General features: G+C 74.3%; 19 protein-coding genes. 6 read left to right on the top strand and 13 right to left on the bottom strand.

Annotated elements, in window-relative coordinates; translation table 11 throughout:
- Positions 1-85: 85 nt before the first annotated feature.
- A complete protein-coding gene (locus CLV28_RS12295) occupies positions 86-3,382 on the top strand; it encodes a CDP-glycerol glycerophosphotransferase family protein (RefSeq protein ID WP_157802635.1) in 3,297 nt (1,098 codons plus the stop codon).
- Positions 3,383-3,389: 7 nt separating this feature from the next.
- On the opposite strand, the gene CLV28_RS12290 is transcribed toward CLV28_RS12295, so the two are convergent.
- Positions 3,390-4,082: a phosphocholine cytidylyltransferase family protein gene (locus tag CLV28_RS12290; RefSeq protein WP_100423614.1), complete on the bottom strand. Its 693-nt coding sequence runs from the start codon at positions 4,080-4,082 to the stop codon at positions 3,390-3,392.
- Positions 4,083-4,090: 8 nt separating this feature from the next.
- Positions 4,091-5,362: a CDP-glycerol glycerophosphotransferase family protein gene (locus CLV28_RS12285; protein WP_100423613.1), complete on the bottom strand. Its 1,272-nt coding sequence runs from the start codon at positions 5,360-5,362 to the stop codon at positions 4,091-4,093.
- Positions 5,363-5,460: 98 nt separating this feature from the next.
- Here CLV28_RS12285 and CLV28_RS12280 point away from each other — a divergent pair, with 98 nt between their 5' ends.
- Complete coding sequence (locus CLV28_RS12280) at positions 5,461-7,296, top strand: SpoIID/LytB domain-containing protein (RefSeq protein WP_100423612.1); 1,836 nt, start codon at positions 5,461-5,463, stop codon at positions 7,294-7,296.
- Here the strand turns inward: CLV28_RS12280 and CLV28_RS12275 are convergent.
- From CLV28_RS12275 to CLV28_RS12255, 5 genes are all read right to left on the bottom strand, one after another.
- Positions 7,280-9,052, bottom strand: a complete 1,773-nt coding sequence (locus CLV28_RS12275; protein ID WP_157802634.1) for a glycosyltransferase — start codon at positions 9,050-9,052, stop codon at positions 7,280-7,282. The genes CLV28_RS12280 and CLV28_RS12275 overlap by 17 nt on opposite strands.
- A 28-nt stretch (positions 9,053-9,080) precedes the next feature.
- Entirely contained in the window at positions 9,081-11,696 is a 2,616-nt protein-coding gene (locus CLV28_RS12270; RefSeq protein ID WP_100423610.1) for an N-acetylmuramoyl-L-alanine amidase, read from the bottom strand.
- Positions 11,697-11,745: 49 nt separating this feature from the next.
- The gene (locus CLV28_RS12265) at positions 11,746-11,973 is read right to left on the bottom strand and encodes a Trm112 family protein (RefSeq protein ID WP_100423609.1); all 228 of its coding nucleotides are present in this window, start codon (positions 11,971-11,973) and stop codon (positions 11,746-11,748) included.
- Positions 11,974-11,977: 4 nt separating this feature from the next.
- Positions 11,978-13,471 (bottom strand): phosphomannomutase/phosphoglucomutase, encoded by a 1,494-nt coding sequence (locus CLV28_RS12260; protein WP_239073225.1) that lies wholly within the window; start codon positions 13,469-13,471, stop codon positions 11,978-11,980.
- A 68-nt stretch (positions 13,472-13,539) separates the two neighbouring features.
- Complete coding sequence (locus CLV28_RS12255) at positions 13,540-13,893, bottom strand: DUF3499 domain-containing protein (RefSeq protein WP_100423607.1); 354 nt, start codon at positions 13,891-13,893, stop codon at positions 13,540-13,542.
- A gap of 100 nt (positions 13,894-13,993) precedes the next feature.
- Between CLV28_RS12255 and CLV28_RS12250 the strand changes: the two genes are divergently transcribed.
- Complete coding sequence (locus tag CLV28_RS12250) at positions 13,994-14,488, top strand: metallopeptidase family protein (protein WP_308440385.1); 495 nt, start codon at positions 13,994-13,996, stop codon at positions 14,486-14,488.
- A gap of 38 nt (positions 14,489-14,526) precedes the next feature.
- Here the strand turns inward: CLV28_RS12250 and CLV28_RS15575 are convergent, their stop codons facing one another.
- The 3 genes from CLV28_RS15575 to CLV28_RS12235 form a co-directional block, all read right to left on the bottom strand.
- Positions 14,527-16,164 carry a DUF5719 family protein gene (locus tag CLV28_RS15575; RefSeq protein ID WP_157802633.1) on the bottom strand — a complete coding sequence of 546 codons (1,638 nt, stop codon included), beginning with the start codon at positions 16,162-16,164 and terminating at the stop codon, positions 14,527-14,529.
- Entirely contained in the window at positions 16,161-19,784 is a 3,624-nt protein-coding gene (locus CLV28_RS16100; protein ID WP_239073224.1) for a glycosyltransferase, read from the bottom strand. The genes CLV28_RS15575 and CLV28_RS16100 overlap by 4 nt, the downstream gene beginning before the upstream one ends.
- A gap of 131 nt (positions 19,785-19,915) precedes the next feature.
- A complete protein-coding gene (locus CLV28_RS12235) occupies positions 19,916-20,248 on the bottom strand; it encodes a WhiB family transcriptional regulator (protein WP_100423606.1) in 333 nt (110 codons plus the stop codon).
- A 161-nt stretch (positions 20,249-20,409) separates the two neighbouring features.
- Here CLV28_RS12235 and CLV28_RS12230 point away from each other — a divergent pair, with 161 nt between their 5' ends.
- Positions 20,410-21,174 carry a TIGR03089 family protein gene (locus CLV28_RS12230; protein WP_100423605.1) on the top strand — a complete coding sequence of 255 codons (765 nt, stop codon included), beginning with the start codon at positions 20,410-20,412 and terminating at the stop codon, positions 21,172-21,174.
- 25 nt (positions 21,175-21,199) lie between these two features.
- Complete coding sequence (gene rfbA, locus CLV28_RS12225) at positions 21,200-22,069, top strand: glucose-1-phosphate thymidylyltransferase RfbA (protein WP_100423604.1); 870 nt, start codon at positions 21,200-21,202, stop codon at positions 22,067-22,069.
- Between the two features lie 70 nt (positions 22,070-22,139).
- On the opposite strand, the gene rfbD is transcribed toward rfbA, so the two are convergent.
- Positions 22,140-23,063 carry a dTDP-4-dehydrorhamnose reductase gene (gene rfbD, locus CLV28_RS12220; protein ID WP_203968174.1) on the bottom strand — a complete coding sequence of 308 codons (924 nt, stop codon included), beginning with the start codon at positions 23,061-23,063 and terminating at the stop codon, positions 22,140-22,142.
- Positions 23,064-23,198: 135 nt separating this feature from the next.
- Here rfbD and CLV28_RS12215 point away from each other — a divergent pair, with 135 nt between their 5' ends.
- Entirely contained in the window at positions 23,199-23,846 is a 648-nt protein-coding gene (locus CLV28_RS12215) for a dTDP-4-dehydrorhamnose 3,5-epimerase family protein (RefSeq protein WP_100423746.1), read from the top strand.
- Here CLV28_RS12215 and rfbB read toward each other — a convergent pair.
- Together rfbB and glf are read right to left on the bottom strand one after the other, a co-directional pair.
- Positions 23,828-24,835, bottom strand: a complete 1,008-nt coding sequence (gene rfbB / locus CLV28_RS12210; RefSeq protein ID WP_100423603.1) for a dTDP-glucose 4,6-dehydratase — start codon at positions 24,833-24,835, stop codon at positions 23,828-23,830. The genes CLV28_RS12215 and rfbB overlap by 19 nt on opposite strands.
- A gap of 5 nt (positions 24,836-24,840) precedes the next feature.
- Positions 24,841-26,013, bottom strand: a complete 1,173-nt coding sequence (gene glf, locus CLV28_RS12205) for a UDP-galactopyranose mutase (protein ID WP_100423602.1) — start codon at positions 26,011-26,013, stop codon at positions 24,841-24,843.
- Between the last annotated feature and the right edge of the window lie 10 nt (positions 26,014-26,023).

Raw genomic sequence — 26,023 nt, 5'->3', positions numbered from 1 at the left:
AGCGTAGCCAGTCCGGCGGACGGGCCGTGCCGTGGTGCCCGGGCGGTAACATGTGCGCGCCCACCTGTACCTGGAGAGGATCACGATGACTGCAGGGTCCTCGCTCGGAACGCTGCTCGGCCGGATGCGCGGCCGACCGGCCGACGACGTCCCCGCGCCGGTCACCGCGACCGCCCGGTGGACGCCGTCCGGGCTCGACCTCGCCTTCCCGCCGGGTGAGGACGTCACCGAGGTCGTCGTGCGGCGCGTCGCCCGCGACGCGTTCGGTGAGGTCAGCGTCCCGGTCGTCGAGGCGCCCGACGGTGCAGGACGTCACGCGACCGTGCCCGACGCCGCGCTGGCCTCGTTGGTCGAGGACCGGCCCCGCAGCTTCGCCGTCCTCGCGGTGCGCGCGTCCGAGGTCCCGCCCGCGGACGACGCCGAGCCGGGCCTCCCCGTGCACGTCGAGCTCGTCGACGACGTCGAGCGGCGCTTGCCCGCGGGTCCCGGGGCCGTCGACGACGCGCCGGGCGCGCGCACGTGGACGTACCCGGGCAGGACGGGCGCGCTCATGGTCCGCCTCGCCCCGGACGGACTCGGCCCACGACCGAGGTTCCGGGTCCTGCGGGTACGCACCTCCGGGAGCGTGCTGCGCGTCGACGGCACGGTCGAGGCCGACGCGACGTCGGCGCTGGTGCACCTCGAGCTCCGCGCCCAGCCCTCGGGTGTCGTGCTGCGCTCGCCGGCCGTGCTCACGGCACCGCGTCGCGCCGTGCCGACCCACCGGTGGACCCACGACCTCACGGTCGAGGCCGACGTCTCGGCGCTCGTGGACCGGTGCCGTGAGCAGGGCGAGGAGCTCGAGAGCGTGCAGGTGCGGCTCGTCGAGTCGTCCACCCCCGACGACCCGCGCACCGTGGGCGTCGGCCTGCCGCGTCGCGCCCGGATCGTCCCGCTGCGGGAGCTGCGCGTGAGCGCCGGCGACCGGGTGGCGCTGGTGCTCCCGTACCAGACGTTCAAGGCACGCAACCTCGCGTTCCGGGTCGAGCACCACTCCCGCGCGGACCACCGGTTCCTCCGGAGGCTCACCGCCGTGGGGTGGGCCTTCGCCCTCGCCCGGCCGTTCGCGCGCGTGTGGCTCGTCGGAGAGATGCCGTACAAGGCGCAGGACACCGGCGCGCGCTACTTCGAGTGGCTCCGCACCCGCCACCCGCGGCGCCGCGTCTACTACCCGATCGCGGCCGACTCCCCCGAGCGTGCGCGCGTCGAGCACCTGGGGAACGTCGTCGTGCACGGCTCGCGCCGGCACATGGTGCTGTCCCTGCTCGCGCAGCGCGTCGTCTCCTCCCACCACGCCGAGTACGTCCTCGCCTCGCGCACGCGTGCCATGCGCCGGTGGGCGCGCGGCAACCGCGTGTTCCTCCAGCACGGGATCATGGGCGTCAAGAACATGGTCCTCAACTACGGCCGCACCGCGCCCGAGTTCTCGACCGACCGCTTCCTCGTGAGCTCCGAGCGCGAGAAGGAGATGATCGTCAACGACTTCGGCTACCGCCCGCGGCAGGTCGCGGTGACGGGACTCTCCCGGTTCGACCGCCTGCTGGCCGACCCGGTCGAGGACCCGCGCGGCGTGGTCGTCATCCCGACCTGGCGCGACTGGCTGCAGGGCCAGGCCCCGATCGAGGACAGCGAGTACCTCCTGCGCTGGCGCGAGGTCCTCGAGGACCCGCGGCTCGCGGGGCTCGCGGCGGCGGGGCACCCCGTGACGATGATCCTGCACCCGAACATGCGCCACCACGCGGCGCTCTTCGAGGCCCCGGGCGTCACGGTGCTCCGCCAGGGCGACGCCGACGTCCAGGACCTGCTGCGCTCGCACGCGGCTCTGGTGACCGACTTCTCGAGCGTCGCGCTCGACTTCGCGATCCAGCACCGTCCCGTCCACTACTTCCAGTTCGACCGACCGCGGTTCCTCGGACGGCGGCCGTCCCACCTCGACCTGGAGCACGACCTGCCCGGCTCGATCCACGCCGACGCGGGATCGTTGCTCGACGCGCTCGTGGCGGGCGCCGCGAGCGGATGGACGATGTCGGCCGAGCACCGCCGGCGTGCGGACGCCCTCGTCACGCACCGCGACACCCGCAGCTGCGAGCGGATCGACGCAGCGGTGCGCTCGACGCGGGGCCCCCGCGTCGCCGCGTCCAGGCTGCGGGACGGGACCACCGGCCGCCGTCTCTACGCGGTCGTCCGCCGCAGCACGGCGTACTTCCCGGTCGCGAAGGCGGCCTACCGCGTCGCCCGCCTGCTCCCGCGCCGCGACACCGTCGTGCTCGAGTCGTGGAACGGCAAGAAGTACGGCGACTCCCCCGCGGCGATGTACGAGGAGCTCGTCGCCCGCGGCTCGGGCCTGCGGACCGTCTGGATCACCTCGGACACCTTCCGCCCTCGCGACCCCGCGACGGTCAAGGTCGCGCGGTTGACGCCGCGCTACTACTGGGAGCTGGCCCGCGCACGGTACTGGGTGAGCAACCAGAACTTCCCGCACTACCTCGCACCGGCCCGCGGGACGACCTACGTCCAGACCTGGCACGGGACCCCGCTCAAGTGCATGCAGTTCGACGCGGTGAGCACGACCGGGCGCGACACGGGATACCTCGACCGCTCGCTGCGCATGACCGGGTACTGGACGCAGCTGCTGTCGCCGAGCCCGTACGCGTCGGCCAGGTTCCGCAGCGCGTTCCGCTTCGAGGGCGAGATGGTCGAGTGCGGGTACCCGCGCAACGACCTCCTCGTCGCCGGCGACCTCGCCGGGACGGCGAGCGCCGTGCGGTCCCGGCTCGGCCTGCGCCCGGACGCCCGTATCGTCCTCTACGCCCCGACGTTCCGGGACGACGTGCGCTCGGGCCGCGGGTTCGGCGTGGACCTGCCCGTCGACTGGGCCGAGCTCGTCGCCGCGCTCGGGGACGACGGCGTCCTCGTCGTCCGCCTGCACAGCATCGTCGCGAGCCGGCTCGTGCTGCCGGAGGAGGTCGCGGGCCGCGTGGTGGACGCCTCGGCGTACCCCGACATGCAGGAGCTCCTCGCGGCGGCGGACGTCCTGGTGACCGACTACTCGTCGTCGCTGTTCGACTTCGCGCTGCTGCGCCGGCCGATGGTCTTCTTCTGCTACGACCTCGAGCGCTACCGGGACGAGCTGCGAGGCTTCTACCTGGACCCCGAGCAGGACCTCCCGGGGCCGGTGGTGCGCACCTCGACCGAGCTGTCGCTGGCCCTGCGTGACGCGCTGGCCACGCCGGAGGCCGACCGCGGGCGGATCGAGGAGTTCGTCCGGCGGTTCGCCCCGTGGGACGACGGCCGGGCCGCGTCCCGCGCGGTCGACGCGATGCTCGCGCGCGGGACCCGGTGAGCTCGGCTCAGAGCTGCTCGTTCGCCCGCTCGAGGTCCTCGGCGAAGTCGACCTCGACCGCGTAGAGGTCCGAGATGTCCACCGGGACGATCTTCGCGCCGTCGCGCTCGATCAGGAGCTCGAGCCCACGCTCGAAGTAGTCCTGGTCGCCGACCTCGGCGAGTCGCTGCACGAGCGCGGCCTTGTCGGCGGCGGAGACGAAGTTGATGCCGACAGCCTCGCCGAGGCCGCCGACGACGGTCTTGGAGAGCTCGGCGATGTTCCCGTCGGCGTCGACCGTGTACTTGACCTCCTCCTCGGCGACCGTGGCGGTGTTGACGCACACGAACGACTGCTCCGCCTCGATGAGCGGCACGACACGGCGCAGCACCTCGGGGTGGAACACGACGTCGCCGTTCATCCACAGCACGCCGCGGTCACCCGTGCCGCGCAGCGCCTTGAGCAGGCTCTTGGAGGTGTTCGTCTGGTCGTAGAGCTCGTTGTAGGCGAACGTCGCGTCGGGCTGCGACTCCATGATCTGCTCGAGCTTGAAGCCGACGACGATCAGCACCTGGGCGTCCGCACCGAAGACGTCGCGCACGTTGCCGACCTGCTGCGCCATGATGGTGCGCCCGTCCTTGAGGGGCGTCAGGGGCTTCGGGAACGGGCGTCCCAGACGCGTCCCCATCCCCGCCGCCAGAATTACGACCTGCACGCTCATGGATCTCCTCATTCCTGTGTCGCTGCCTCGATGCGGGCAAGCTCGGTGTCACGCACTTCGAACAGTCTCTCGCACGCCTCGACGAAGGCTGCCGTCGCGGCGCCGGGGGCGGTGTCGCCCAGGTAGTACTCGCGCAGCGCGAGCCGCTCCGCCCGGGTCGGGTCGAGCCCGAGCTCGCGGTCGACGAGCGCGACGACACCGTCGGCGTCCTGCGCCGCGAGCGACGGGGCGAGGTCGGTCAGCGGCGAGCGCGCGACGGCGACGGGCCCCGCAGGCCGCGTGATCACCAGGGGCGAACCCGTCGCGAGCCAGTCCATGGCCACGCCCGAGACGTCGCACACGAGCAGGTCGGCACGGGCGAACGCCGTCGCGAGCTCGCCCCCGCCGTCCCACCCGCCGGGAGCCTGCCGGTCGGGCGCGAGGCCGTCGAGGTAGGACCGGATCGCGGCGTCGGCCTCGCCGTAGGAGGCGTCCCGGACGCCGGTCAGCGGGTGCGGCCGGTACAGCACGCGGTACCTGCCGGACTCGACCAGCGCACGCACGACCGCGAGGCCGTGGCTCGCGACCGAGCCGTACTCGGCGCTGCGCTGCCCGCCCTCCCAGGTCGGGGCGTACAGGACCGTGGGCAGGTCGTCGGGCGTCCGCAGCATCCGGTGCCGCTCGCGCTCCGCCGTCTGCTCGTCGAGCTGGGGGCGGCCGACCGGGATGCACCGCGCCTGGGCGTCGTAGAGCGTCGCGTACCGCGCCATCCGGTCAACCGCCGCCCGGCCGGCGACGAACGAGAAGTCGTAGGCCTTTGTCTGGTTCGAGACCGTGACGACCTTGTCGCTGTCGCCGTGCATGAGCGAGACGTGGACGAGCGTCCCGAAGCGCAGGCAGGTGAAGTTCTCGGGGTTGTGGTTGACGTACAGCGCGAGCTTGGTGGACGAGCGCGCGAGCACGTCGTCGAGGGTCGTGTAGTGGGCGATCGTGCGGACGTCGAGCGACGAGCCCGCGCGCACGCGGGCAGCCGTCCGGGAGTCGCGGGTCACGACGACGACGCGGTGCTCGGCGTCGAGCACCTCGAGCGTGGAGTACCACTGCTCGATCTGGTAGAGCGCCTCGGAGGTGTCGGCGAAGTACACGAGCACCTCGTACGGCCACGACCGGCCGACCAGCTCGTCGTCCTGCCCCAGCCCGTCCGGCGTCCCGGCGGGCAGGAGCCCGAACCGTCGGACCAGCCGTCCACCCATCGAGCGCACGCGTCTCGTCAGGGTCGCGCGACGTGCGTCGGGTGCCATGCGAGTTTCCGATCGTCGCCGCTGGTCAGGACGCCGACATTCTACGGGGTGCTCCGGTGCCCTCGCCCCGTCGCGCGGGTCGATGCAGACTGGCAGGCATGAGACGGCTCGGAGCCACGCTGATCGCTGCCGCGCTCGCCGTGGTCCTGGGCCTCGGCGCCCTCCCCGCGCACGCGGCCACGACGACCGTGACCGGGCTCGTGACCGGGGCCAGCGTGATCAAGCCGGGCGCGTCGACGACGGTCCGCGCGACCCTGCAGCGCGGGTCGACCGCGGTGAGCGGCACGGTCTGGCTGCAGAAGTACACCGACGGGCGATGGGTCGACGCGGCGACCGTCACGGTCGAGGCCGGCCGGGGGTACCGGGTCATCTACCCGAAGGGCAGCACCTCGTACCGGATGCGCTACGGCTCCGCGACGTCGTCGACGTTCCGCGTCACGATCAGCAGGGCAGACTTCCTGCTCGCCGGGCGGATCACGGGGCCGACGAGCGTCGCCGCCGGCGGCTCGACGACGGTGCGCGCGTCGTTCACGGGCTCCGGGGCACCCGTGCGCTCGACAACGGTCTGGCTGCAGAAGTACGCGGGCGGGGCCTGGTCGAACGCGGCGACGATCGGGGTCACCGACGGTGTCGGCACCCGCGTGATCTACCCCAAGGGCTCGACGTCCTACCGTCTCTACCACCCGGCGACGAGGACCTTCTCGTCGGTGTTCCGCGTGAGCGCGGCGAGCGTCCCGTCGACGTTCACGATCACGGGGTCCGGCTACGGCCACGGTGTCGGCATGTCCCAGTACGGCGCGTACGCGCAGGCCCTGGCGGGACGCACCGCCAAGGCGATCCTCGAGTACTACTACCGGGGGGCCGACGTCTCTTGGCGCACGACCGAGCGCAACGTCGCCGTCCAGGTCTTCGGGCCCGAGCCCTACGGGTACACCCCCGGCCGGTACTCCGACGAGAAGGCGACCACGACGACGACGGTCTCCGGCGGCCCCTGGCGGGTCGTCGCGGCCGACGGCACGGTGCTGCGGTCCGGGTCGAGCACCTCGACGATCGCGTGGCGCGCGATGGCCGACGGCAGGATCAAGGCGTGGGCCGGCGGCCGCGCCTACTACGACCCGGTCGCGATCCGGCTCGAGTGGTCGGGGACGCGCTACCTCGCCGGGTCCCGGGCCGCCGTCGCCACGGTGGCCGGCGCCCAGGGCACGTACCGGCACGGACGGTTTACGGTCCGCGGCATCGACGGGAGGGTCAACGTCGTCAACGACGTCCTGCTCAACACCGAGTACCTCTACGGCATCTCCGAGATGCCCTCGTCCTGGGGCAGCACGGACCGGTCGGCCCTCGCCGCGCAGGCGATCGCCGCACGGAGCTACGCGATGCGCCAGGTCCTCAAGCCCGCGTGCGCGTGCCAGGTCGTCGACGACGTCCGCGACCAGAACTACACCGGCTGGCGCAAGGAGAACGAGGGGACGGACGGCCGCTGGGGCAAGATCTGGAAGGCCGCGGTCGACGACACGGTGCGCACCAGCACGAGCGCGATGCTCCTGACCTACCAGGGGGCGCCCATCACGACGCACTACTTCTCGTCCTCGGGCGGCCGCACCGTGAGCTCCGAAGACGTCTGGTCCTCGGTCGTCCCCTACGAGCGCAGCGTCGCGGACCCGTGGAGCCTCTCGGCGCCGGGGAACACGATGTCGCGGTGGACCCGCACGCTCACCCAGGCGTCCGCTCGCACGCTGTTCTCCCTGCCCGACGTCTCGACGATCCGGGTCTCGCGCACGAGCTCGGGCGGCACGATGCTGGCCCTCACCGCGACCTCGAGCAGCGGCGCCACGCGGACGATCAGCGGCGCGTCGGACTCCCTGCGCGGCACCCTCGGCCGCGCCACGACCGCGGGGAGCCTGCCCGCCGCGTGGATCACGTCGATCGGCTGACGTCCCCGAACCGTCCGTCCCACGCCTCGCGCGTCACGGACTCGGGCAACGCCTGCGCGTAGGCCGTGCGCAGCGCGCGCCACCGCCGCGCGAGCCGCCAGTGCAGCCCGAGCGTCCGACGCAGCGCGCGGCGTGCCGCGGCGGGGTCGCGCACGAGGGGCGCCGGCACCTCACCGCCGCCCGTCGGTGCCGTGAACCGCACGACGTCCCGTCCGAGTCCCGTGCGCCAGCCGAGATCCGCGGGCGCGTCGATCTCGACGCACCCGCCGCGGCGGGGCCGGACGGGCACGACCAGGCCGAGCACGGCGCGCGCAGCCGCGGCCGCGAGACCCGCCGCGCCCCGGTCGGGCGTCCCGTCCGCGACGTACCCGGGATCCACCGGGGTGGGGGCGGCGTCGGTCGCGCGCTGGGCGCGCGGGCGCACGGCGGTGAGGTCCTCGCGGAGCCACCCCGGGCCGCCGAGCACCTCGGCGAGCGCGACGTCCCAGAGCATCGCGGTCGCGTACTGCAACGACAGCACGTGCTTGACCTGGTGGACGAGCGAGTCCACCAGGACCCCGTACCCCGCGCCGTAGGCCGCGGCGGTCGCGACGCGGTTGCGGTGCAGCGGCACCGCGGACCACGAGGACGACGTCCCCTTGGCCAGCCAGGTCGGGTGCCAGACGACGTGTCCGGGCAGGGTCGCGATGCGGAGCCCGGCCCGGGCGGCGCGCAGGCCGTACTCGGTGTCGTCCCACTTGAGGAAGTAGGGCGCGGGCAGGCCGACCTTCGCGACCGTGCCGGCCGGGAGGTAGGTGCCCCACCACCCCGTGTACCCGGCGCGGTCCGACGGTCGGGCGAACGTCCACGAGGCCGGGTCGTCGTGCGCGACGTCCGCACCGCCGCCCAGCCCGCCCGCCGGTCCTGCCTGGAACGTGCGCGGGCGCAGCACGTCGGTCAGCACCACGAGGGTCGTCGGGTCCTCTGCCGAGAGCATCCCGGTGCCCAGGATCGTCGGTCGCGGCGACAGCCGGCCCAGCACGTGGATCCTGCGCAGGCTCTCGGGCTCGATCTCCGCGTCGTCGTCGAGGAGCAGCACGGGGTCGTCCGGCCACCGGAGCGACTCCACCATCCCCCGCCCGTACCCTCCGGACCCGCCGAGGTTCGGCTGCTCGACGAGCACCACGCGGTCGTCGTCGAGGGCGTCCGCACCGGGCGCGGCAGTGAGCCCGCCGCCCTGGTCGATCACGACCACCCTGCCCACGGTGTCCCGCAGCGGCTCGGAGAGGAGCCGCCGGACCTGCGCCAGGCAGTCCGCCTCGCGCCCGAACGTCGGCATGACGACGGTCACCCGGCTCTCCCGGCCGTGCCCTCGCCCCGACCCGCCACCCGACGTCCAGGTCGCCTCCTCGAGCACGCCGCCACGCTCGTCGGCCTCGAGCCGCAACCAGTACCAGTCGACGGCGTCGGTGCGCGGCAGCGAGCGCTCCGCGGTCCCGTCGAGCCGGACCTCGTCGACGCGCCGCGCCGTCCCGCCCTCGCTCGCCCACACGGAGACCGTCCCGCGACCGCGCAGGCGCAGGCGGACGTGCCCCGGACCGAGCAGCTCGCGCCACCAGCCGACCGGCGCGGCGTTGAGCCACGTCCCGAGGTCGACGGCGTCCCCGGGGCCGACGCGGAGCGCTCCGTCACGGACCTCTGGGGCGCCGCGCCAGTACACGGCCCGTCGGCGCGGGTCCGAGGTCACGGCGAGTCGTTGCAGGTCGTTCGTCGGCACCCCCGGAGTGTAGGCCATGGGGTGCGGGCTACCTCCGGGGCGTGGCGATCGCGACGACCCGCGTCGGCCGGGCGTCGAGCGTGCGGACGACCACGGTCCCCGACATCGTCCGGGGGAGCCTGACCTCGAGGATCGTGTCGAGGGTGTTGGTGCGCGTGCTCGTGCTCACCGTCCCCACGCGCTCGCCGTCGACGTAGACCGCGAGCCGTCCGCACGCCCCGCAGGTGGCGACCATGAGCTGCACGCGCGAGACGTCCTTCGCGCCGGTCACCGTCAGGGACCGGCCCGCGGACGTCGCGGTCGTGTAGACGCCGCGGCGGACGGCCGGGTTCTCGTGGACGGTCCACCCCGCGGAGCGCTTCATCGCCTCGAACGCCACCGGGACCGACATGGGCACCGCCGGCGTCGCCTTCGTGACGCCGAGCGCGTTGCGCGCCCGCACGCCGAAGATCCAGGTGCCGCCCGGGTGGGTCGTGGGGAGCGAGAACTTCGTGCTGGTCGTCGACCCGAGCGACGTCCACGTCGCGGCGTACGCCCCGCCGTGCGAGGCGCGCCGGACGAAGAGGTCGTACGAGGTCGCCCCGGGCACGGCGTTCCAGTAGTAGTTGGTGGTCGACGTGTAGCGCACGGGCGCGCTCGACGCGGTCGGGGCGCGGAACGTCGGCGACGAGAGCAGGCCCGCCTGCCCCGCGGTCGTCCTGCCCGGCGTCCGCGGGAACGCGACCGCCGAGATCCCCACGGGCGCGCCGCTGTCGAGCGGACGGAAGCTGAACGTCCCGCTGTAGGCCCGCGGGAGGGCGATCGTCAGGTACTGCCTACGCACGGTCTGCGTCGAACGGAGGTCGACGATCCCCACGCGCTGGGAGCCCGCGTAGACCGCGAGGCGGCCCGAGGTGGGTCCTGTGCTCGCCACGACGAAGACCTGCCGTGCGTCCCGCACGGACGAGACGGTCAGCCGCGCGCTGGTGCTCGTCGCGCGCAGCGACCGACCCCAGTAGTAGGCCGACGACGACGCCGCCGTGAATCCGCTCGTGCGCATCGCCGAGGCCGGGACGGGGCGTGTCGACTGGGTGTGCGTCAGGACGGGCCCGAGCCGCCCGGACGAGTCGATCGCCCGGACAGCGACGAGCCGCGTGTACCCCGCAGAGGTGGGGACCGTGACGCTCGTGCCCTTGACGACCTTGAGCACGTTCCAGGCGCGTGCGTCGGGCATCGGCTGCGAGTACGACGCGACCCGGTGCAGCACCTGGTAGCCGACCGCTCCCGAGACGGATCGCCACGCGTACGTGGTGCTCCCCGAGCGCGCGGCAGGAGCCTGGCCGGTGGCCACCGCGACCTTGGCCGGGGTCCCCAGCGCCGGTCTGGCCCCGCCGTAGAAGGAGTTCGCGTTGTGCGCGAGCCGCTTCGCCTCGGACCGGATCGCCGGCAGCTTGGCGTAGAGGTACCTGCCCGGGCAGGCCGTGCCGTTGGTGTCACGGTGCCCCTGGATCACGTTCACGGACACCCGGGTCCCGGCGGGCGCACGCGTGTTGCTCCCCGTGCTCCCGCCCGTGAGCAGCGTGGTGCGGCCCGTCGGGTCGAGCCCGTGCTCGTACGCCTTCCAGCCGAGGAGCCGCTCGATCGAGGAGAGCATCGCCGACGACGGCGCCGCCGTCTCGTAGTTCCCGATCGCCGAGACGCCGATCGTCTGGGTGTTGTACCCGCCGGCCTGGGCGCCGATCGGCAGGTCGTGGATCGCGTCGCGCCGGCCCTGGAAGATCGTGCCCCCCTTGTCGACGAGGAACTGATAACCGATGTCCGGCCAGTCCCGCGAGCCCGTGTGATAGGCGTAGATGCCGCGCACGATCGCCGCGGAGTCCTTGGTCGAGTAGCTGTTCGACCCCGCCGTGTGGTGCACGTACATCGCCCTGAGGTCGGCCGAGACCTCCGGCCACGCTCCGCCGCGGCTCTCGTCGGCGCCCCACTGCGCCCGGGTCACGATCCTCGGCCGCAGCACGTCCGCGGTCGCCGCGGAGGCGGACGACGCGGGCCCGGGTTCCGCGAGCGCGTCCGCGGCGGACGTCCCGGGGTCGATCACGTCGACCCGCAGACCCGTCGGCACGTCGCCCGAGCGGGTCACGACCCGCGCCTGGACACCGTCCGCACCTCCCGTCACGATCGGCTGCGTACCGCCGCGCTCCCCGTCGACGTCGAGGGAGTCGACCTCGAGGGCCGACCACTCGCTCCACCCGCCGTCCTCGTGCACCCGGACCGCGACCTCGACGACGTCCTCGTCCGCGTCGTCCCACGTGACGCCCGCGACGACGAAGTCGCCCGTGAAGGTGAGCGGGCTGAGCGCTGCGAGCGTCCCCTCGGCGTCGATCTCGTCGGTCGCCGCCCGGGCCACCTCGGGGGTCACCGACTCCACGTCGGAGGGTGGCACGTCCTCGGGCTGCGCCGCCGGGGCGTCGACGTCCGCGGACTCCTCCGCGGGGACCAGCGCCGTCGCGTCGGCCACGGCCTCGGCGTCGATCCCGTCGAGCTCGACGGCGTCGAACTCGGGGACCACGGCGTGCGCCTGCGGGACGGGGAGGGACGCCACGGGCAGGACGACGCCACCCACGGCGAGGACGAGTGCGGCAGCGCCGCCGACGATGGTCCGCATCGGGCCACCGTAGACGGAGGTGACCCGCCTCACACCTGGGGTGCTGTGATCAGAGCTCGCGCGCGTCGCTCTCGAGCAGCACCGGGATCCCGTCGCGCACCGGGTAGGCCAGCGGCCGCTCGGCGTCGGTCGAGCGGAGCTCGGGCTCGCCGTCGGGCCCGGTGCCCGGCACCAGGGTCGCGCCCGTGACCGGGCAGCGCAGGATCTCCCGCACCCAGGCGTCGAGCTGCACGGCTGGCAGGGTCTCCGCGGCGTCCTGCGTGGTCTCGTCGGTCATGGCGTCAGCCTTCCTGGTGGGTCTCGTCGGTGGTGGCGTCCGCCCGGCGCACGAGCGACAGCACGTCGTCACGCACCTTGACCATGATGTCCTCGTCGGCGGCCTCGACGTTGAGCCGCAGGAGCGGCTCGGTGTTGGACGCGCGCAGGTTGAACCACCACTGCGGCTGGGAGTCCCAGTGCGAGACGGTCAGCCCGTCGAGCTCGTCGACGTCGACCTGTCCCCCGCCCTGCTCGGTCACGTACGCCTGCACGACGCGCGCGCGGGCCGCGGGGACGTCGTCCACCCGGGAGTTGATCTCGCCCGAGGCCACGTACGGCTCGTACATCTCGGCGAGCGCCGAGAGCGGGTGCGGCTGGCCGCCGAGCGCGGCGAGCACGTGCATCGCGGCGAGCATGCCCGTGTCGGCGAAGAAGAAGTCGCGGAAGTAGTAGTGGGCGCTGTGCTCGCCGCCGAACACGGCGTCGTGCTGCGCCATCTCGGCCTTGATGAACGAGTGGCCGACGCGCGTGCGCACCACGGTCGCGCCCGCGGCACCGAGGAAGTCGGGCACGGCGCGCGACGTGATGAGGTTGTGGATCACGGTCGAGTCGCGCCCCTCGGCCTTCTCGCGCTCGACCTCGCGCAGCCCGACGAGCGCGGTGATGGCGGACGGCGAGACGGGGTCGCCGTGCTCGTCGACGACGAAGCAGCGGTCGGCGTCGCCGTCGAACGCGAGGCCGAGGTCGGCGTCGTGCTCGACGACGGCGGCCTGCAGGTCGCGCAGGTTCTCGGGCTCGAGCGGGTTCGCCTCGTGGTTCGGGAACGACCCGTCGAGCTCCCAGTACAGCGGGACGACGTCGAGCGGCAGCGCGGGCAGGCGGGCCCCGGTCCCGAGGACGGCGGGCGCGGTGAACCCGCCCATCCCGTTGCCGGCGTCCACGACGACCTTGAGCGGGCGGATCCCCGCGAGGTCGACGAGCCCGCGCAGGAACGCCGCGTAGTCGGCGAGCGTGTCCTGGTCGCTGACCGTGCCGGGCGTGGGCGAGGCCTCGGGCAGACCGTCGTCGACGTACTGCTGCGCGAGCTCGCGCACCGCGGCGAGCCCGGTCTCCTGGCCCACGGGCCGCGCACCGGCCCGGCACAGCTTGATCCCGTTGTACTCGGCCGGGTTGTGGCTCGCGGTGAACATCGCACCGGGTCGGTTCAGGACGCCGGAGGCGTGGTAGAGCCCGTCGGTCGAGCACAGCCCGATCCGGGTCACGTCGACGCCGGCGGCGGCGACCCCCTCGGCGAACGCGTCCACGAGCGCGGGCCCGGACTCGCGCATGTCCCGCCCGATCACGATCGCCGGGCGCTCGACGTCGAGCGCGTCGTCGGTCGAGACGTCGGCCCACTCGGGGATCACGACGACGCGCGCGAACGCGGCGCCGATCGCGCGTGCGATCGCGGTGTCGAACTGCTCGGGGACGACGCCGCGGACGTCGTAGGCCTTGATGATCTGGGCGAGGTCGGTCACGAGGTCCACCCTAGTGGGCGACCACCGGGAGCACGACGGGCGCTCGATCCGCTCGGTCGACGACCCGCTCAGCTCTCGGCGCGCAGGACCCTCAGGTGTCCGCGGCGCCCGACCTCGGTCACCTCGTCCGGCTCCGCGCCGCCCACGGGCGAGCGTCCCGCCTCGCGGACGGCCTCGGCGAGCGCCGAGAGGTCGTCCGCGCTCGGGCCGGTCTCGACGAAGTGCGGCGAGAGGCGCACGACCTCCCAGCCGCGGGGCGCGGTGAGGCGCTCGGCGTGCTCGGCGCACAGGTCGTAGCTGTGGGGCTCGGCGAGGTGTGCGAGCGGACCGAGCACGGCCGTGGAGTCCGCGTAGACGTAGGTGAGCGTCGCGACCGCGGCGCGCACGCACGCGGTCCTGGAGCACTGCCGGACCGGTTTCACGCGCTGACCTTACGCCCGTGCGCCGACACCCCGGTACCGCACACGCCGTCGGGCGGTGCGCGTGACCGGCTCGTGACCTGCCGGCGGCTAGAGTCGGAGCGTGCCTCCCGCCTCGCACGGCAAGCCCCGCCGCCCCGCGCACGACCTCGCGTTCGTCGTGCCGGACGGCGCCGCGCCGCGCACCCGTCGTCGTGACCGGCGCGGTCGTGGCCTGCGCGGACCCCTGCTGCCGCAGAGCGTGCCCGCGCACGTGACCCGGGGCGAGCGTTTCGACGACTACGTCCTCGCGGCGGTCGAGCGGGTCGAGCGCCGGTGGGAGCGTCAGCTCGGGGGCACCGAGTTCGCGGTCGAGGACGTGCCTCCGTCGGACCCGGCACCGTGGGAGGACGGTGCCGTCCCGCTGGGGCGCTGCCACCCGGCCGAGTCGGGCCGCAGCGCGCGCGTCGTGGTCTACCGCCGGCCGATCGAGGCTCGCGCGGTCACGCCCGACGAGCTGCAGGACCTCGTGCGCGACGTCGTGGTCGAGCACGTCGCACAGCTCCTGGCCCGCAGCCCCGAGGAGATCGACCCGACCTACCGGGACCCCGACGACTGACGCCGTGCCGGAGCCCGTCCCGGACCGTGGCGCGCCGCTCAGGGAGCCGGGCGGACGGCGTCCGCGGGCCCGACCTGGACCGTGACCTCGGCGACGGGGTCGGGCGTGGGCGCGACCCACGAGATCAGCGACCCCTCGGTCGCCCCGGCGGCAGGCTCGCCCGCCGAGACTGCGAGCCCCCAGGCCATCTCGACGCCGGCGGGAGCGTCGCCGGTCACGAGACGCACCCCGGCGACAGGGCCGTCGTCGGCCAGGTCGGCGAGCGCGAGCGTCGTGGTGCTGCCCACGTCGAGGTCGACGTCGCGCGAGGCGAGCTCCGCGCCGTCCGCGCCGTAGGCGACGAGCGTGGCCGCGAGCGCACCGCCCGCGTCGTCGTCACGCGGGACCGCCGACGCCACGAGGGTGCCGACGACGCCCGGCGGGACGGCGACGGCGCCCGCCCCCGGGGCGGTCGCCGGGATCCATGCGCGGTCGCGCTGCAGCGCGTCGCGCGTGGCGTCCGGGTCCTGCTCGCCGTCACGGCGCAGCTCGACGCCCGCGACCACGGGCGCGGTCGCCTCGACGACGGCCGTGTAGGTGCCGGGCGGCACGCCGCCCAGGCCGAGGTCGACCACCGCGCCCGCGGGCAGGTCGACGTCGTCGAGGCCGGGGAGGTCGACCGGACCGTCCGGGCCCAGCAGCGAGACCGTGACCGCGGCGTCCGCGTCGGGCGCGAGCACGCGCAGCACGGGCGCACCCTCGTCGCCGACGTCCTCGCCCCCGCTGACGACGCCGGGGACGACCAGGCGCGTCGACGGGCCCGTGCCGGGCACGACGTCGGCGACGCCCTGCGCGACGATCCCGTCGACCGTGGAGTGCTGCAGGTACGCGCTCACGAGCGCGCCCTCGCTCGTGACGTGCACGACCGTGCGCGCGAGGCCCGGCGCGCCCGCCTCGACGAGCGTCACGACCTGGCTGCCGGGTGCCACCACGAAACGGTCCGAGCCCGAGATCTCCGTCGGCCCGGAGGGGCCCGCGACGGTCATCGTGACCGCCGCGGGGGTCACGCCGGGGTTCTGGAGCACGAGCTGCGTCGAGCTGCCGGCCTCGGTGCTCCCGCCCACGAGCCAGTGGTCGACTCCCGGACTGACGCACGCCGCGGCGGCGAGGCCGCGCAGGTCCCCCTCGAGGGTCGTCGACGCGACGGCCGCAGCGGCCGCCGCGCTCGTCGCCGGGGCGTCGAGCACCTGGGCGACGCCGACGTCGCCCGCGGTCGCGACGCCGTCGACCGTGGTCCCGTCGGCCGTTGTCCCGTCGCCCGTTGTCCCGTCGACCGCGCCCAGCGGCGCGAGGGTCGCCGGCCCGTCGTCGGCCCCCGGCACCACGAGCGCCGAGAGCGTCGTCGTCGTGGGGCTCGGCCGGGCGTCGAACTCCGCGTCGCCCACGCTCTCGGTGTCGCTGAGCCGGGCGGGCGAGGGACACACGAGCGTGCGGTCGGGCGCGGGGACGGTCACGGTCGACCGGGCGGTGCCCGTGGCCGAGGGCTCGCCCGCGACCGTCGTGGCGAGGTCCGGCCCGGCCACCACGACGCCCGCGGTCGCGGCCACGAGGATCACGGCCGAGGCCACGACCCCGGTGCTGCGCGCAAGGCGAGTACGTGCGCTCGTCGTCGTCCTCGTCATCGTCGTCCTCGTCATCGGCGTCCTCCTCGTCGACGCCCGACGGGCAGCGCGAGCAGCACGAGGACGAGCAGCACGAGGCCACCGCCGACGATCCACGGCAGCCGCCACGGCCACGCGTAGGCGATCTCGAGCCGGCCACCGTCCGGGCCGAGCGCGAAGCCCTGCCGCCCGTCCGTCGTGACCGGGGTCAGCTCGCGCCCGTCGAGCGTCGCCACCCAGCGCGGGTCCGCCGTCTCCGCGAGCAGGACGCCGCGGCCGTCGGCCCCGGCCGGCACGTCCGCGTCCACGGCCCTGTCGGCGGCCGGGAGGGACGCGAGCGCGGTCCCGGCGCCGTCGGCGAGGGTCGCCCAGGAGACCTCGACGTCGCTGTTGGCGCGCGCGACCCGCCACACGACGGCCGAACGCCCCTCGGTCGCACGCTCGAGCCCGGGCACGGTGTCGAGCCGGGCCACGAGCGCGGTGCGTGCCGCCGAGTCGTCCCCGGCGGGCAGCAGGACGCCGCCCACGCCGAGGTCGGCGAGCTCGGCCGCGACGTCGTCCGAGCCTCCCGCGGCGAGCGCCGCGACGACCGCGTCGGCGCCCGTGCGCGCGTCGGTCGGCGCGGTGAGGAGCCGGTCGCGCACCACGACCGACGACTCGAGCAGCTGCGACCCGTCGCCGTGCAGCAGCGCGTAGCCGAGCTCCCCGTCGGAGGGGTCGAGCGCGAGGACCGTCGCGAGCCGGGGCGGGGCCTGCATCTGGGCGCCGACGGGCGGGACGACGTCCGCGTCGGTCGCGACGAGCTCGCCGACCTGCCCCGCCGAGGTCGCGTCGTCGACCCACGACCACACGGCACCGACGGGGACGACGACGCACACGAGCACGAGCGCACCGGCCGCGAGGGCCGCGCCCGTGCGGCGGGCGCGCGAGCGGCCCTCGTGCCGCAGCGCCGCGCGCCGCGGGGGCGGCGCCCCGTCGTGGTGGCGGCGCAGCGCGAAGAGGGAGGCGCCCACCAGGCCGAGCAGGAGCAGCGAGATGCCCGGGGTCGCGGACGCGATCCCGGCGACCGCGGCGTCGGAGGCGGCCGTGACCACGGCCGTGACAAGACCGACCAGCACGACGGCCCAGGCGAACCTGGTCGCGCGGGCGCGCCGGGGCCGCACGAGCGAGACGAGGGCGAGCACGACGAGCAGCCCGCCGAGCGCGTAGGGCGCCCACGCGGCGACCGTGCCGAGCGTCCCGTCGGTCGCGGCGAACCACGGGGTCGGCACCGCGGCCCAGCCGAGCAGCATCTGCCACGGGGCCGCCGACGGGGCCGCCCCGCCGAGGGACGGCTCGGCGACCAGCAGGCGCAGGCCGTCGGGCCACGTGCTCGCCGCGTGCACGAGGTAGGGCGCGGCGACGACGAGAGACGGGAGGATCACGAGCACGAGCGAGCGCCGCCCCTGGCGCACGAGCAGCGCGACGACGCCCAGCAGCAGGGCCGACGGGAGCAGGAGCACGGGCTCGGCCGCGACCGCCACGGCAAGGGCGAGGCCGCCCGCGGCGGCGGCCCCGAGCGACGGCGCGGGGCGGTCTGGTCGCACCGGCTCGTCGGCGTCGTCCTCGCGCCGCGGGACGACCGCGACGACACGGTCCACGCTCTGCGCACCCACCGCACGGACCACGCCGAGCACGACCCAGGGCAGCGCTGCGTGCGCGACGACCGCGGGGAGCCGGCCGGCCGCGACGCCCTCGTGCAGCGGCGGGAGGGCGACCCACAGGACCGCCGCCCACGCGCGCAGCGCGGGCGACCGCGTGACCGATCCGGCCGCGCACCACGCACCCCACCCGGCGACGACGAAGGCTCCGACCAGGAGAGCGTCGACCGCGACCTGGAGGCTCCCGCCCGCGAGCACCGTGAAGGGCAGCAGCACGACGAGCCACGGGTCGGCCGGCCCGCGCGCGCCGAGACCCGCTTCGACGTGCCCGGACGTCGCGGCGCGCCAGACGTCACCGATCCCGCCGTCGGCGCTCAGCAGGCTGCCGCCGACCAGCCGGCCCCCTTCGCCGAGCACGCCGAGGAACGGGCCGAAGACCCAGGCGGTGAGCCCGAGCAGCACCACGAGCACGACGCCGAGCGTCGCGCGGCGACGCACCGCGAGGTCGCGCAGCTCCCGCCGCTCGATCTGCGTGGGGGCGCGGTGAGTGCGGTACCGCTCGGCGCGTGCCAGGCGGCGGTCGTGCCGGTCGACGAGCACCTCGCGCCACGTGCCGCTCAGGGGGGCGAGCGCCGCGCGGCGCACCGTGCTCGTGCGTCGTGCGGAACGCCGGGCGCGGGCGACCGCGCGCACCCGGCCGACGGCCACGACGGTCGCGAGGAGCTCGTCGGCCGCCCACCCCGGCTGCTTCTGCGCGAGCTGGTACATCGCGCGCACGGGTGCCCACAGGATCGCGGCGAGCACCGCGAACGGGAGCATCACGGCGCGCACCGAGACGAACCGCAGGTGCAGTTGCGACCGGCGGCGCGCCCGGAACGACGCGGCCACGTCGCCCGTGGGCGGCTCGTCCGGGCCGTCCTCGCTCGGCGCGGGTCGCTGGTCAGCGGTGCTGGGTTCGGATGTGCTCGGCCCGGCGCTGCTCGGCTCGGCGGCACTCGGTTCGGATGTGCTCGGCCCGGTGGTGCTCGGCCCGGCGGTGCTCGGCCCGGCGGTGCTCGGCCCGGCGGTGCCCGGTTCATGGCTCTCCCCCGCGCCGGGTGCGTCCGGACCCGGCCGGCCGCCCGCCGCCGCGCCTCCGGACGCCGCCGCGGGAGCCGCAGCGTCCTGCACGGCGCCGGCGCCGGTGCCGGTGCCGCGCAACCCCCGGAGGCCCGCCTGCGCGTGCCGCACGACGGCGCCGGGGACGACGACGACGCGGTGCCCGGCGAGCCGCACGCGCCGGCAGAGGTCCTGCCCGTCGCCGAACGGCCCTAGCTCGGGGTCCGTGCCTCCGACGGCGGTCCAGACCTCCGTCCGCACGAGGGCCCCGGCGAGACCGACGGCGAGCACGTCGACGCGTGCGTCGTGCTGGCCCTGGTCGATCTCACCGAGGTCGATCCCCGTCAGCCGCCGCCCGAGGGGCGAGACCGTGAAGCCGACCTCGAGCAGCACGTCCGGGTCGTCCCAGCCGCGCTGCTTGGGCCCGGCGACCGCGGTCGCCGACGAGTGCTCGACGGCGTCCACGAGTCGGGCGAGGGCCTCGGTCTCGGGGGCGCTGTCGTCGTGCAGGATCCACAGCCAGGTGGGTGGCCCGGCGTCCGCGAGCGCGGCGTCGACCGCCTGGCCGACGCTGCGGGCATGGGGTGCGGGGACGAACCGCGCGTCGTCGAGGTGCAGACCGCGATGGTCGCGGGTCGAGGGGGACGTGCCGACGTCGACCACGACGACGTCGTCGGGCGGGGACGTCTGGGCGCGCACCGCGGCGAGCGTCTCGGGGAGGTAGGGCGTGCGGCCGCGGGTCACGACGACCGCCGTGACGGTCACCAGTGCGGGGAGGGCTCCTGTGACCGCGGCGACGGTGTCCGAGACCGTGGCCCCGTGGGCCGTGCTGAGGGGCGGAGCCGACCCGGCAGGGGGCTGCGCGTCCGGCGCGATCGCGGGCCGGACGTCTACGGGGCTCTGCTCCTGGGTCGTCATCCTGCGAACATCATGCGTCGGTGCCGACGCGGTCCCGGGGATTTGGGCTCCGGGGTGTGTCGCGGCTCTGACGACGGTCCGGTCACCCGGGGGCGCGGCGCCGGGGGATCAGCGCAGTGATGCCGTGAAGATCAGATCGCGCGACGCTTGAGCTTGCGCCGCTCGCGCTCGGAGAGCCCGCCCCAGATCCCGAACCGCTCGTCGTTCTCGAGCGCGTACTCGAGGCACTCGGCGCGCACCTCGCAGCCCGAGCAGACCTTCTTGGCCTCGCGCGTCGAGCCGCCCTTCTCGGGGAAGAACGCCTCGGGGTCGGTCTGCGCGCACAGGGCCCGCTCCTGCCACCCGAGCAGCGTCTCCTCGAACCCGTCGTCGAACGTGCCGAAGAGCGGCAGCACAGGAGCCACCGTCTCGACCTGTTCCCTGACGTCCGTGGGGAACTCCCCGCCGTCCAGAACGTTCCACATGATGTGCCCCTCACCCTCCGTGTGGAAACTGCATTAGGGAAATTACACGCGTGTCATGCGGGTCCGTCAAGCCGAAATGTGATAGCCCGCGGCGACCGGGGGTGAAATCACGGAAAATCGGTGCGGCACGAAGCGTCGGCGGGGTCAGTAGGCTGGCACCCATGGCTCCCGCGAACCCGACACACGTCGCTGACCTGCTACGTCGACTCACGGTCGACCCCGGCCGACCCCGGCTGACGTGGTACGGGGACGACGGTGAACGCATCGAGCTGTCCGGCGCCGTGTTTGAGAACTGGGCTAATAAATCGCTCAACTTGCTGGTCGAAGAATTCGATGCTAAAGGCGCCACGACGGTCGTTCTCGACGCTCCCGCGCACTGGCGGACCGTCGTCTGGGCGACCGCGGTCTGGCGCGCCGGCGCGACCCTCGCCCCCGGGCTCGCCCCCTCGCCCACGGCGCCGGTCGACGTCGTCGTGACCACCCGCCCGACCGCCTGGGCCTGCACGCGTGCCGAGGTCGTCGCGCTGGCCCTGCCGGCGCTCGCCCGCCGGTTCGACGGCGAACTGCCGCCCGGCGCGCTCGACGCGGCGGGCGCCGTCATGACCTACGGCGACCAGATCGGGTACGTCGCAGACCTCGACCCCGCCGCGCCGGCGCTCCTCGACGGACCGACCCACGCCGAGCTCGTCGACTGGGCGCAGGCCGCGACGGACCCGCACGGCACCGCGCTGCCCACCACCGCCGAGCGCGTGGTCCTGGAGGCCGACGACCTGACCGCGACCCTCCGACGCGCGCTCCACGTCCTCGCCGCGGACGGCTCGCTCGTGCTCGTCTCCCCCGCCACCGCTGCCGCGCTGCGCGACGACCCCGCCCGCCGTGCCCGGCTCGTCACGGGTGAACGTGCGACTCTCGACCTGCTGGGCTGACCCCGACCCCCCATGATGGGGTGCCATGCGAGGAGTCATCCTGGCCGGCGGCTCGGGCACCCGGTTGCACCCCATCACGATCGGCACGAGCAAGCAGCTGCTGCCCGTCTTCGACAAGCCGATGATCTACTACCCGCTCTCGACGCTCCTGCTCGCAGGCGTCCGCGACGTGCTGGTCATCACGACGCCGCACGAGGCGCCCGCGTTCGAACGCCTGCTCGGCGACGGCTCACGGTTCGGCATCTCCATCGAGTACGCCGTCCAGCCCTCGCCCGACGGGCTCGCCCAGGCCTTCGTGCTCGGCGCCGAGTTCATCGGCACCGAGCCCGTCGCCCTCGTCCTGGGCGACAACATCTTCTACGGGCCCGGGCTGGGCACCCAGCTCCGCCGGTTCCGGCAGCTCGACGGCGGCGTCGTGTTCGCCTACCAGGTCGCCGACCCGACCGCCTACGGGGTCGTGGAGTTCGACGCCGAGGGGCGCGCGATCTCGATCGAGGAGAAGCCCGCGGCACCCCGATCCCGGTACGCCGTCCCCGGCCTGTACTTCTACGACAACGACGTCGTCGAGATCGCGCGGACCCTGACCCCCTCGCCTCGCGGCGAGCTCGAGATCACGGACGTCAACCGCACCTACCTGGCCCAGGGCCGCCTGCACGTCGAGGTGCTGCCGCGCGGTACCGCCTGGCTCGACACCGGCACCTTCGACTCCCTGCTCGACGCCTCCGACTTCGTCCGGACGATCGAGAACCGCCAGGGCCTCAAGATCGGTGTCCCGGAGGAGGTCGCCTGGCGGCAGGGATTCCTCGACGACGACGGCCTCCGCGAGCGCGCCGAGCCCTTGCTCAAGTCCGGGTACGGCGCGTACCTGCTCCGCCTGCTCGACGACCCGCGCTGATCACACCACGCCCGCAAGAACCTCGTCCGCGCCGATCACACCACGCCCGCAAGGACTTCGTCCGCGCCGATCACACCACGCCCGCAAGGACTTCGTCCGCGGCCAGCGTCCACCGATCACGCCAGTGACCGATCGGCTCGACTCCCACCGCGCGCAGCCGGTCGTGCCCGAGCACCGACCAGACGGGCCTCGTCGCCGCCCGCCCCGGCAGCTCGCCGTCGAGCGGGCGGACGACGTCCCCGGGCATCCCCGCCGCGCGGACCGCCTCGACGGCCAGGTCGTGCCACGTCGCCACCCCGGACGACGTCGCGTGGTAGACGCCGCCCGGGACCTCGGCGGCCAGGAGCCGCCGCACCAGGTCGGCGACGTCCCGCGTCCACGTCGGCTGTCCCCGCTGCCCGGTCACCACGTCGAGCCCGCCCCGCTCCCGGGCGACGCGCACGATCGTGCGCGGGAAGCACGGCCCGTGCGCACCGTAGAGCCACGCGGTGCGCACCACGACGTGGTCGGACGACGCCGCGAGCACCTCCCGCTCGCCTGCGGCCTTGGTCCGCCCGTACGCCGTGCGGGGATCCGTCGGCGCGTCCTCCGGGTACGGGACCGCAGCGCGCGCGGCGGCGTCGTCGCCCGCGAACACGTAGTCGGTCGACACGTGCACGAGCCTCGCGCCGATCACGGCGCACGCACGCGCGACCACGCCGGCGCCCGCCCCGTTGACGGCCGCCGCCTCCTCCTCGTGCGCCTCGGCGTCGTCCACCGCGGTCCACGCCGCGGCATTGACGACGTACGACGCACCCTCGACCGCAGCGGCGACGGCGCGCGGGTCGGTCACGTCCACGTCGCGGCGCACGCACGCGCGCACCTCGTGGTCGCGCGCCAGAACCGGGACCAGGTCGGCGCCCAGGAGGCCGCCCGCCCCGAGCACCACGACCTTGCCTCGCGGTCGCGGCCCGGGCGCGCCGTCCGTCGTCGTACCCCTGTCGACCTCGCCCACCGCGCACGTCCTCTCCGGAATCACCCGCTCCCGGCTGTCGCCCGGGGCTCTCGCCCGTCACGCTAGACCACCGTGGGCCGCTCGAGGCGGACCGCCGTGCGCGGCACGCACGACGACGACAGGCAGGAGACGACGGTGCAGGTGCGAGAGCTCGCGGTCCCGGGGGCGTGGGAGATCACCCCGACCCAGCACGGCGACGACCGGGGGACGTTCCTCGAGTGGTACGCCGACCCCGTCGTCGTCGAGGCGATCGGCCACCCGCTCCGTCTCGCGCAGGCCAACCTCTCGGTCTCCGCGGCCGGGGTCGTGCGCGGCGTGCACTACGCCGACGTGCCACCGGGACAGGCCAAGCACGTCACGTGCGTCCGCGGCGCGGTGCTCGACGTCGTGGTCGACCTCCGGGTCGGCTCACCGACGTTCGGCACCTGGGACAGCGTGCTGCTCGACGACGTGGACCGCCGCGTCGTCCACATCCCCGAGGGGCTCGGTCACGCGTTCTGCGCGCTCGAGGACGACTCGACGGTCGCGTACCTGTGCTCGACCGGCTACTCCCCCGGCCGCGAGCACGGCATCGACCCGCTCGACCCCGAGCTGGGCATCGCCTGGCCGGACCGGGGGCGCGACGGTGCGCCGCTCGTGCTGCGGCTGTCGGACAAGGACGCGGCCGCGCCCCGCCTCGCCGAGGCCCTCGCCGCGGGCGCGCTGCCGGACGCGGGCGAGGTCGAGGCGTTCCGCGCGTCGCTGCGTGCGGCGCGCCCCGACGCTCAGGGACCGACGGCGTAGCGGGCCTCGGTGACGGCCTTGGCGGGTCGCCACCACGGCTCGTTCGCCCGGTACCACTCGACCGTCGCCGCCAGCCCGGCAGCGAACGACGTGTACCGCGGCTCCCAGCCGAGCTCGGTGCGCAGCCGGGTCGCGTCGATCGCGTACCGCAGGTCGTGTCCGGGACGGTCCGGCACGTGGTCGAAGTCCTCGGGGTCCCGGCCGAAGATCTCGAGCAGCGCGCGCACGACCTCGAGGTTCGACGTCTCGCCGTCCGCCCCGACCAGGTAGGTCTCCCCTGCGAGCCCCCGCTCGAGGATCGTCCACACGGCGCGGTTGTGGTCGTCGACGTGGATCCAGTCGCGCACGTTGAGACCTGCACCGTAGAGCTTGGGCCGGACGCCGTCGACGAGGTTGGTGATCTGCCGCGGGATGAACTTCTCGACGTGCTGGTACGGGCCGTAGTTGTTCGAGCAGTTGGAGATGGTCGCGTGCACCCCGAACGACCGCACCCACGCGCGCACCAGGTGGTCGCTCGACGCCTTGGTCGCCGAGTAGGGCGACGACGGGCGGTACGGCGTCGCCTCGGTGAACCGCTCGACGGGGGCGGTCGCGTCCGCGGCGCGCAGCGGCAGGTCCCCGTAGACCTCGTCGGTCGACACGTGGTGCAGCCGCACGCCGTGCCGACGCACCGCCTCGAGCAGCGTGAACGTCCCGACGACGTTCGTCCGCACGAACGGTGACGGGTCGGCGAGCGAGTTGTCGTTGTGCGACTCCGCGGCAAAGTGCACCACCACGTCGACGCCCGCGACGAGGGAGTCGACGAGCTCGGCGTCGGCGACGTCGCCCTGCACCAGGCGCACGCCGTCGAGCCCCGCGAGAGATCGCTCGTCACCCGCGTAGGTCAGCAGGTCGAGCACCGTGACCTCGACGTCGGGGTGCTCGCGCACCGTGAGCCGCACGAAGTTCGCTCCGATGAAACCGGCACCACCGGTCACGAGGATCCGCATGGGTCTCAGCCTGCCAGAGTCGCCCCGGTCGTGAGGTGCGGCGCGAGGTGGTTGTCGACCATCGAGAGCGCCGAGCCGATCGCCATGTGCATGTCGAGGTACTGGTACGTGCCGAGTCGACCGCCGAACAGCACGTCCTTCTCGCCCTTGGCGAGCTCCCGGTACGCGAGCAGCCGCTCGCGGTCGGTCGCCGTGTTGATCGGGTAGTACGGCTCGTCGCCCTGCTCCGCGAAGCGCGAGAACTCGCGCATGATCACGGTCTTGTCCTTGACGTAGTCGCGCTCGGGGTGGAAGTGCCGGAACTCGTGGATGCGCGTGTAGGGCACGTCGGCGTCCGCGTAGTTCATGACCGGGGTGCCCTGGAAGTCGCCGACGGGCAGGACCTCCTCCTCGAAGTCGAGCGTGCGCCAGGACAGGTCGCCCTCGGCGTTGTCGAAGTACCGGTCGACGGGTCCCGTGTAGACGACCGGCACGTTCCCCACGACGTTCCCCTTGTTGACGGGCTGCGACGCGTCGAAGAAGTCCGTGCCGAGGCGCACCTCGATGTTCGGGTGGTCGGCCATGCGCTCGATCCACGCGGTGTACCCGTCGACGGGCAGACCCTCGTGCGTGTCGTTGAAGTACCGGTTGTCGTACGTGTAGCGCACGGGCAGGCGGGAGATGATCGACGCCGGCAGCTCGCGCGGGTCGGTCTGCCACTGCTTCGCGGTGTACTCGCGGATGAATGCCTCGTACAGCGGGCGGCCGATGAGCGAGACGCCCTGCTCGTCGAGGTTCTCGGGGGTCTTGCCGCCGAGCTCCGCCGACAGCTCCTTGACCAGCGCTCGTGCCGCGTCAGGACCATGGGCCGACCGGAAGAACTGGTTGATGGTCCCGAGGTTGATCGGCATCGGGAACACCTCGCCCTTGTGCGTCGTGTACACGCGGTGGACGTAGCTCGTGAACGCCGTGAACCGGTTGGCGTACTCCCACACCCGCTCGTTCGACGTGTGGAACAGGTGCGCGCCGTACCGGTGCACCTCGATCCCCGTCTCGGCCTCGGCCTCGGAGTAGGCGTTCCCCCCGATGTGCTCGCGCCGGTCGATCACGAGCACCTTGCGCCCGTGCTCGGCGGCGACCCGCTCCGCCACGGTCAGGCCGAAGAAGCCCGATCCCACGACCACCAGATCAACGTCCACGCGATTGCTC

The organism is Sediminihabitans luteus (assembly GCF_002797595.1).
GTDB classification, from domain to species: domain Bacteria; phylum Actinomycetota; class Actinomycetes; order Actinomycetales; family Cellulomonadaceae; genus Paraoerskovia; species Paraoerskovia lutea.
Note: the sequence above shows the minus strand (reverse complement) of the source record. Positions and strands in the feature narration are given on the sequence as shown.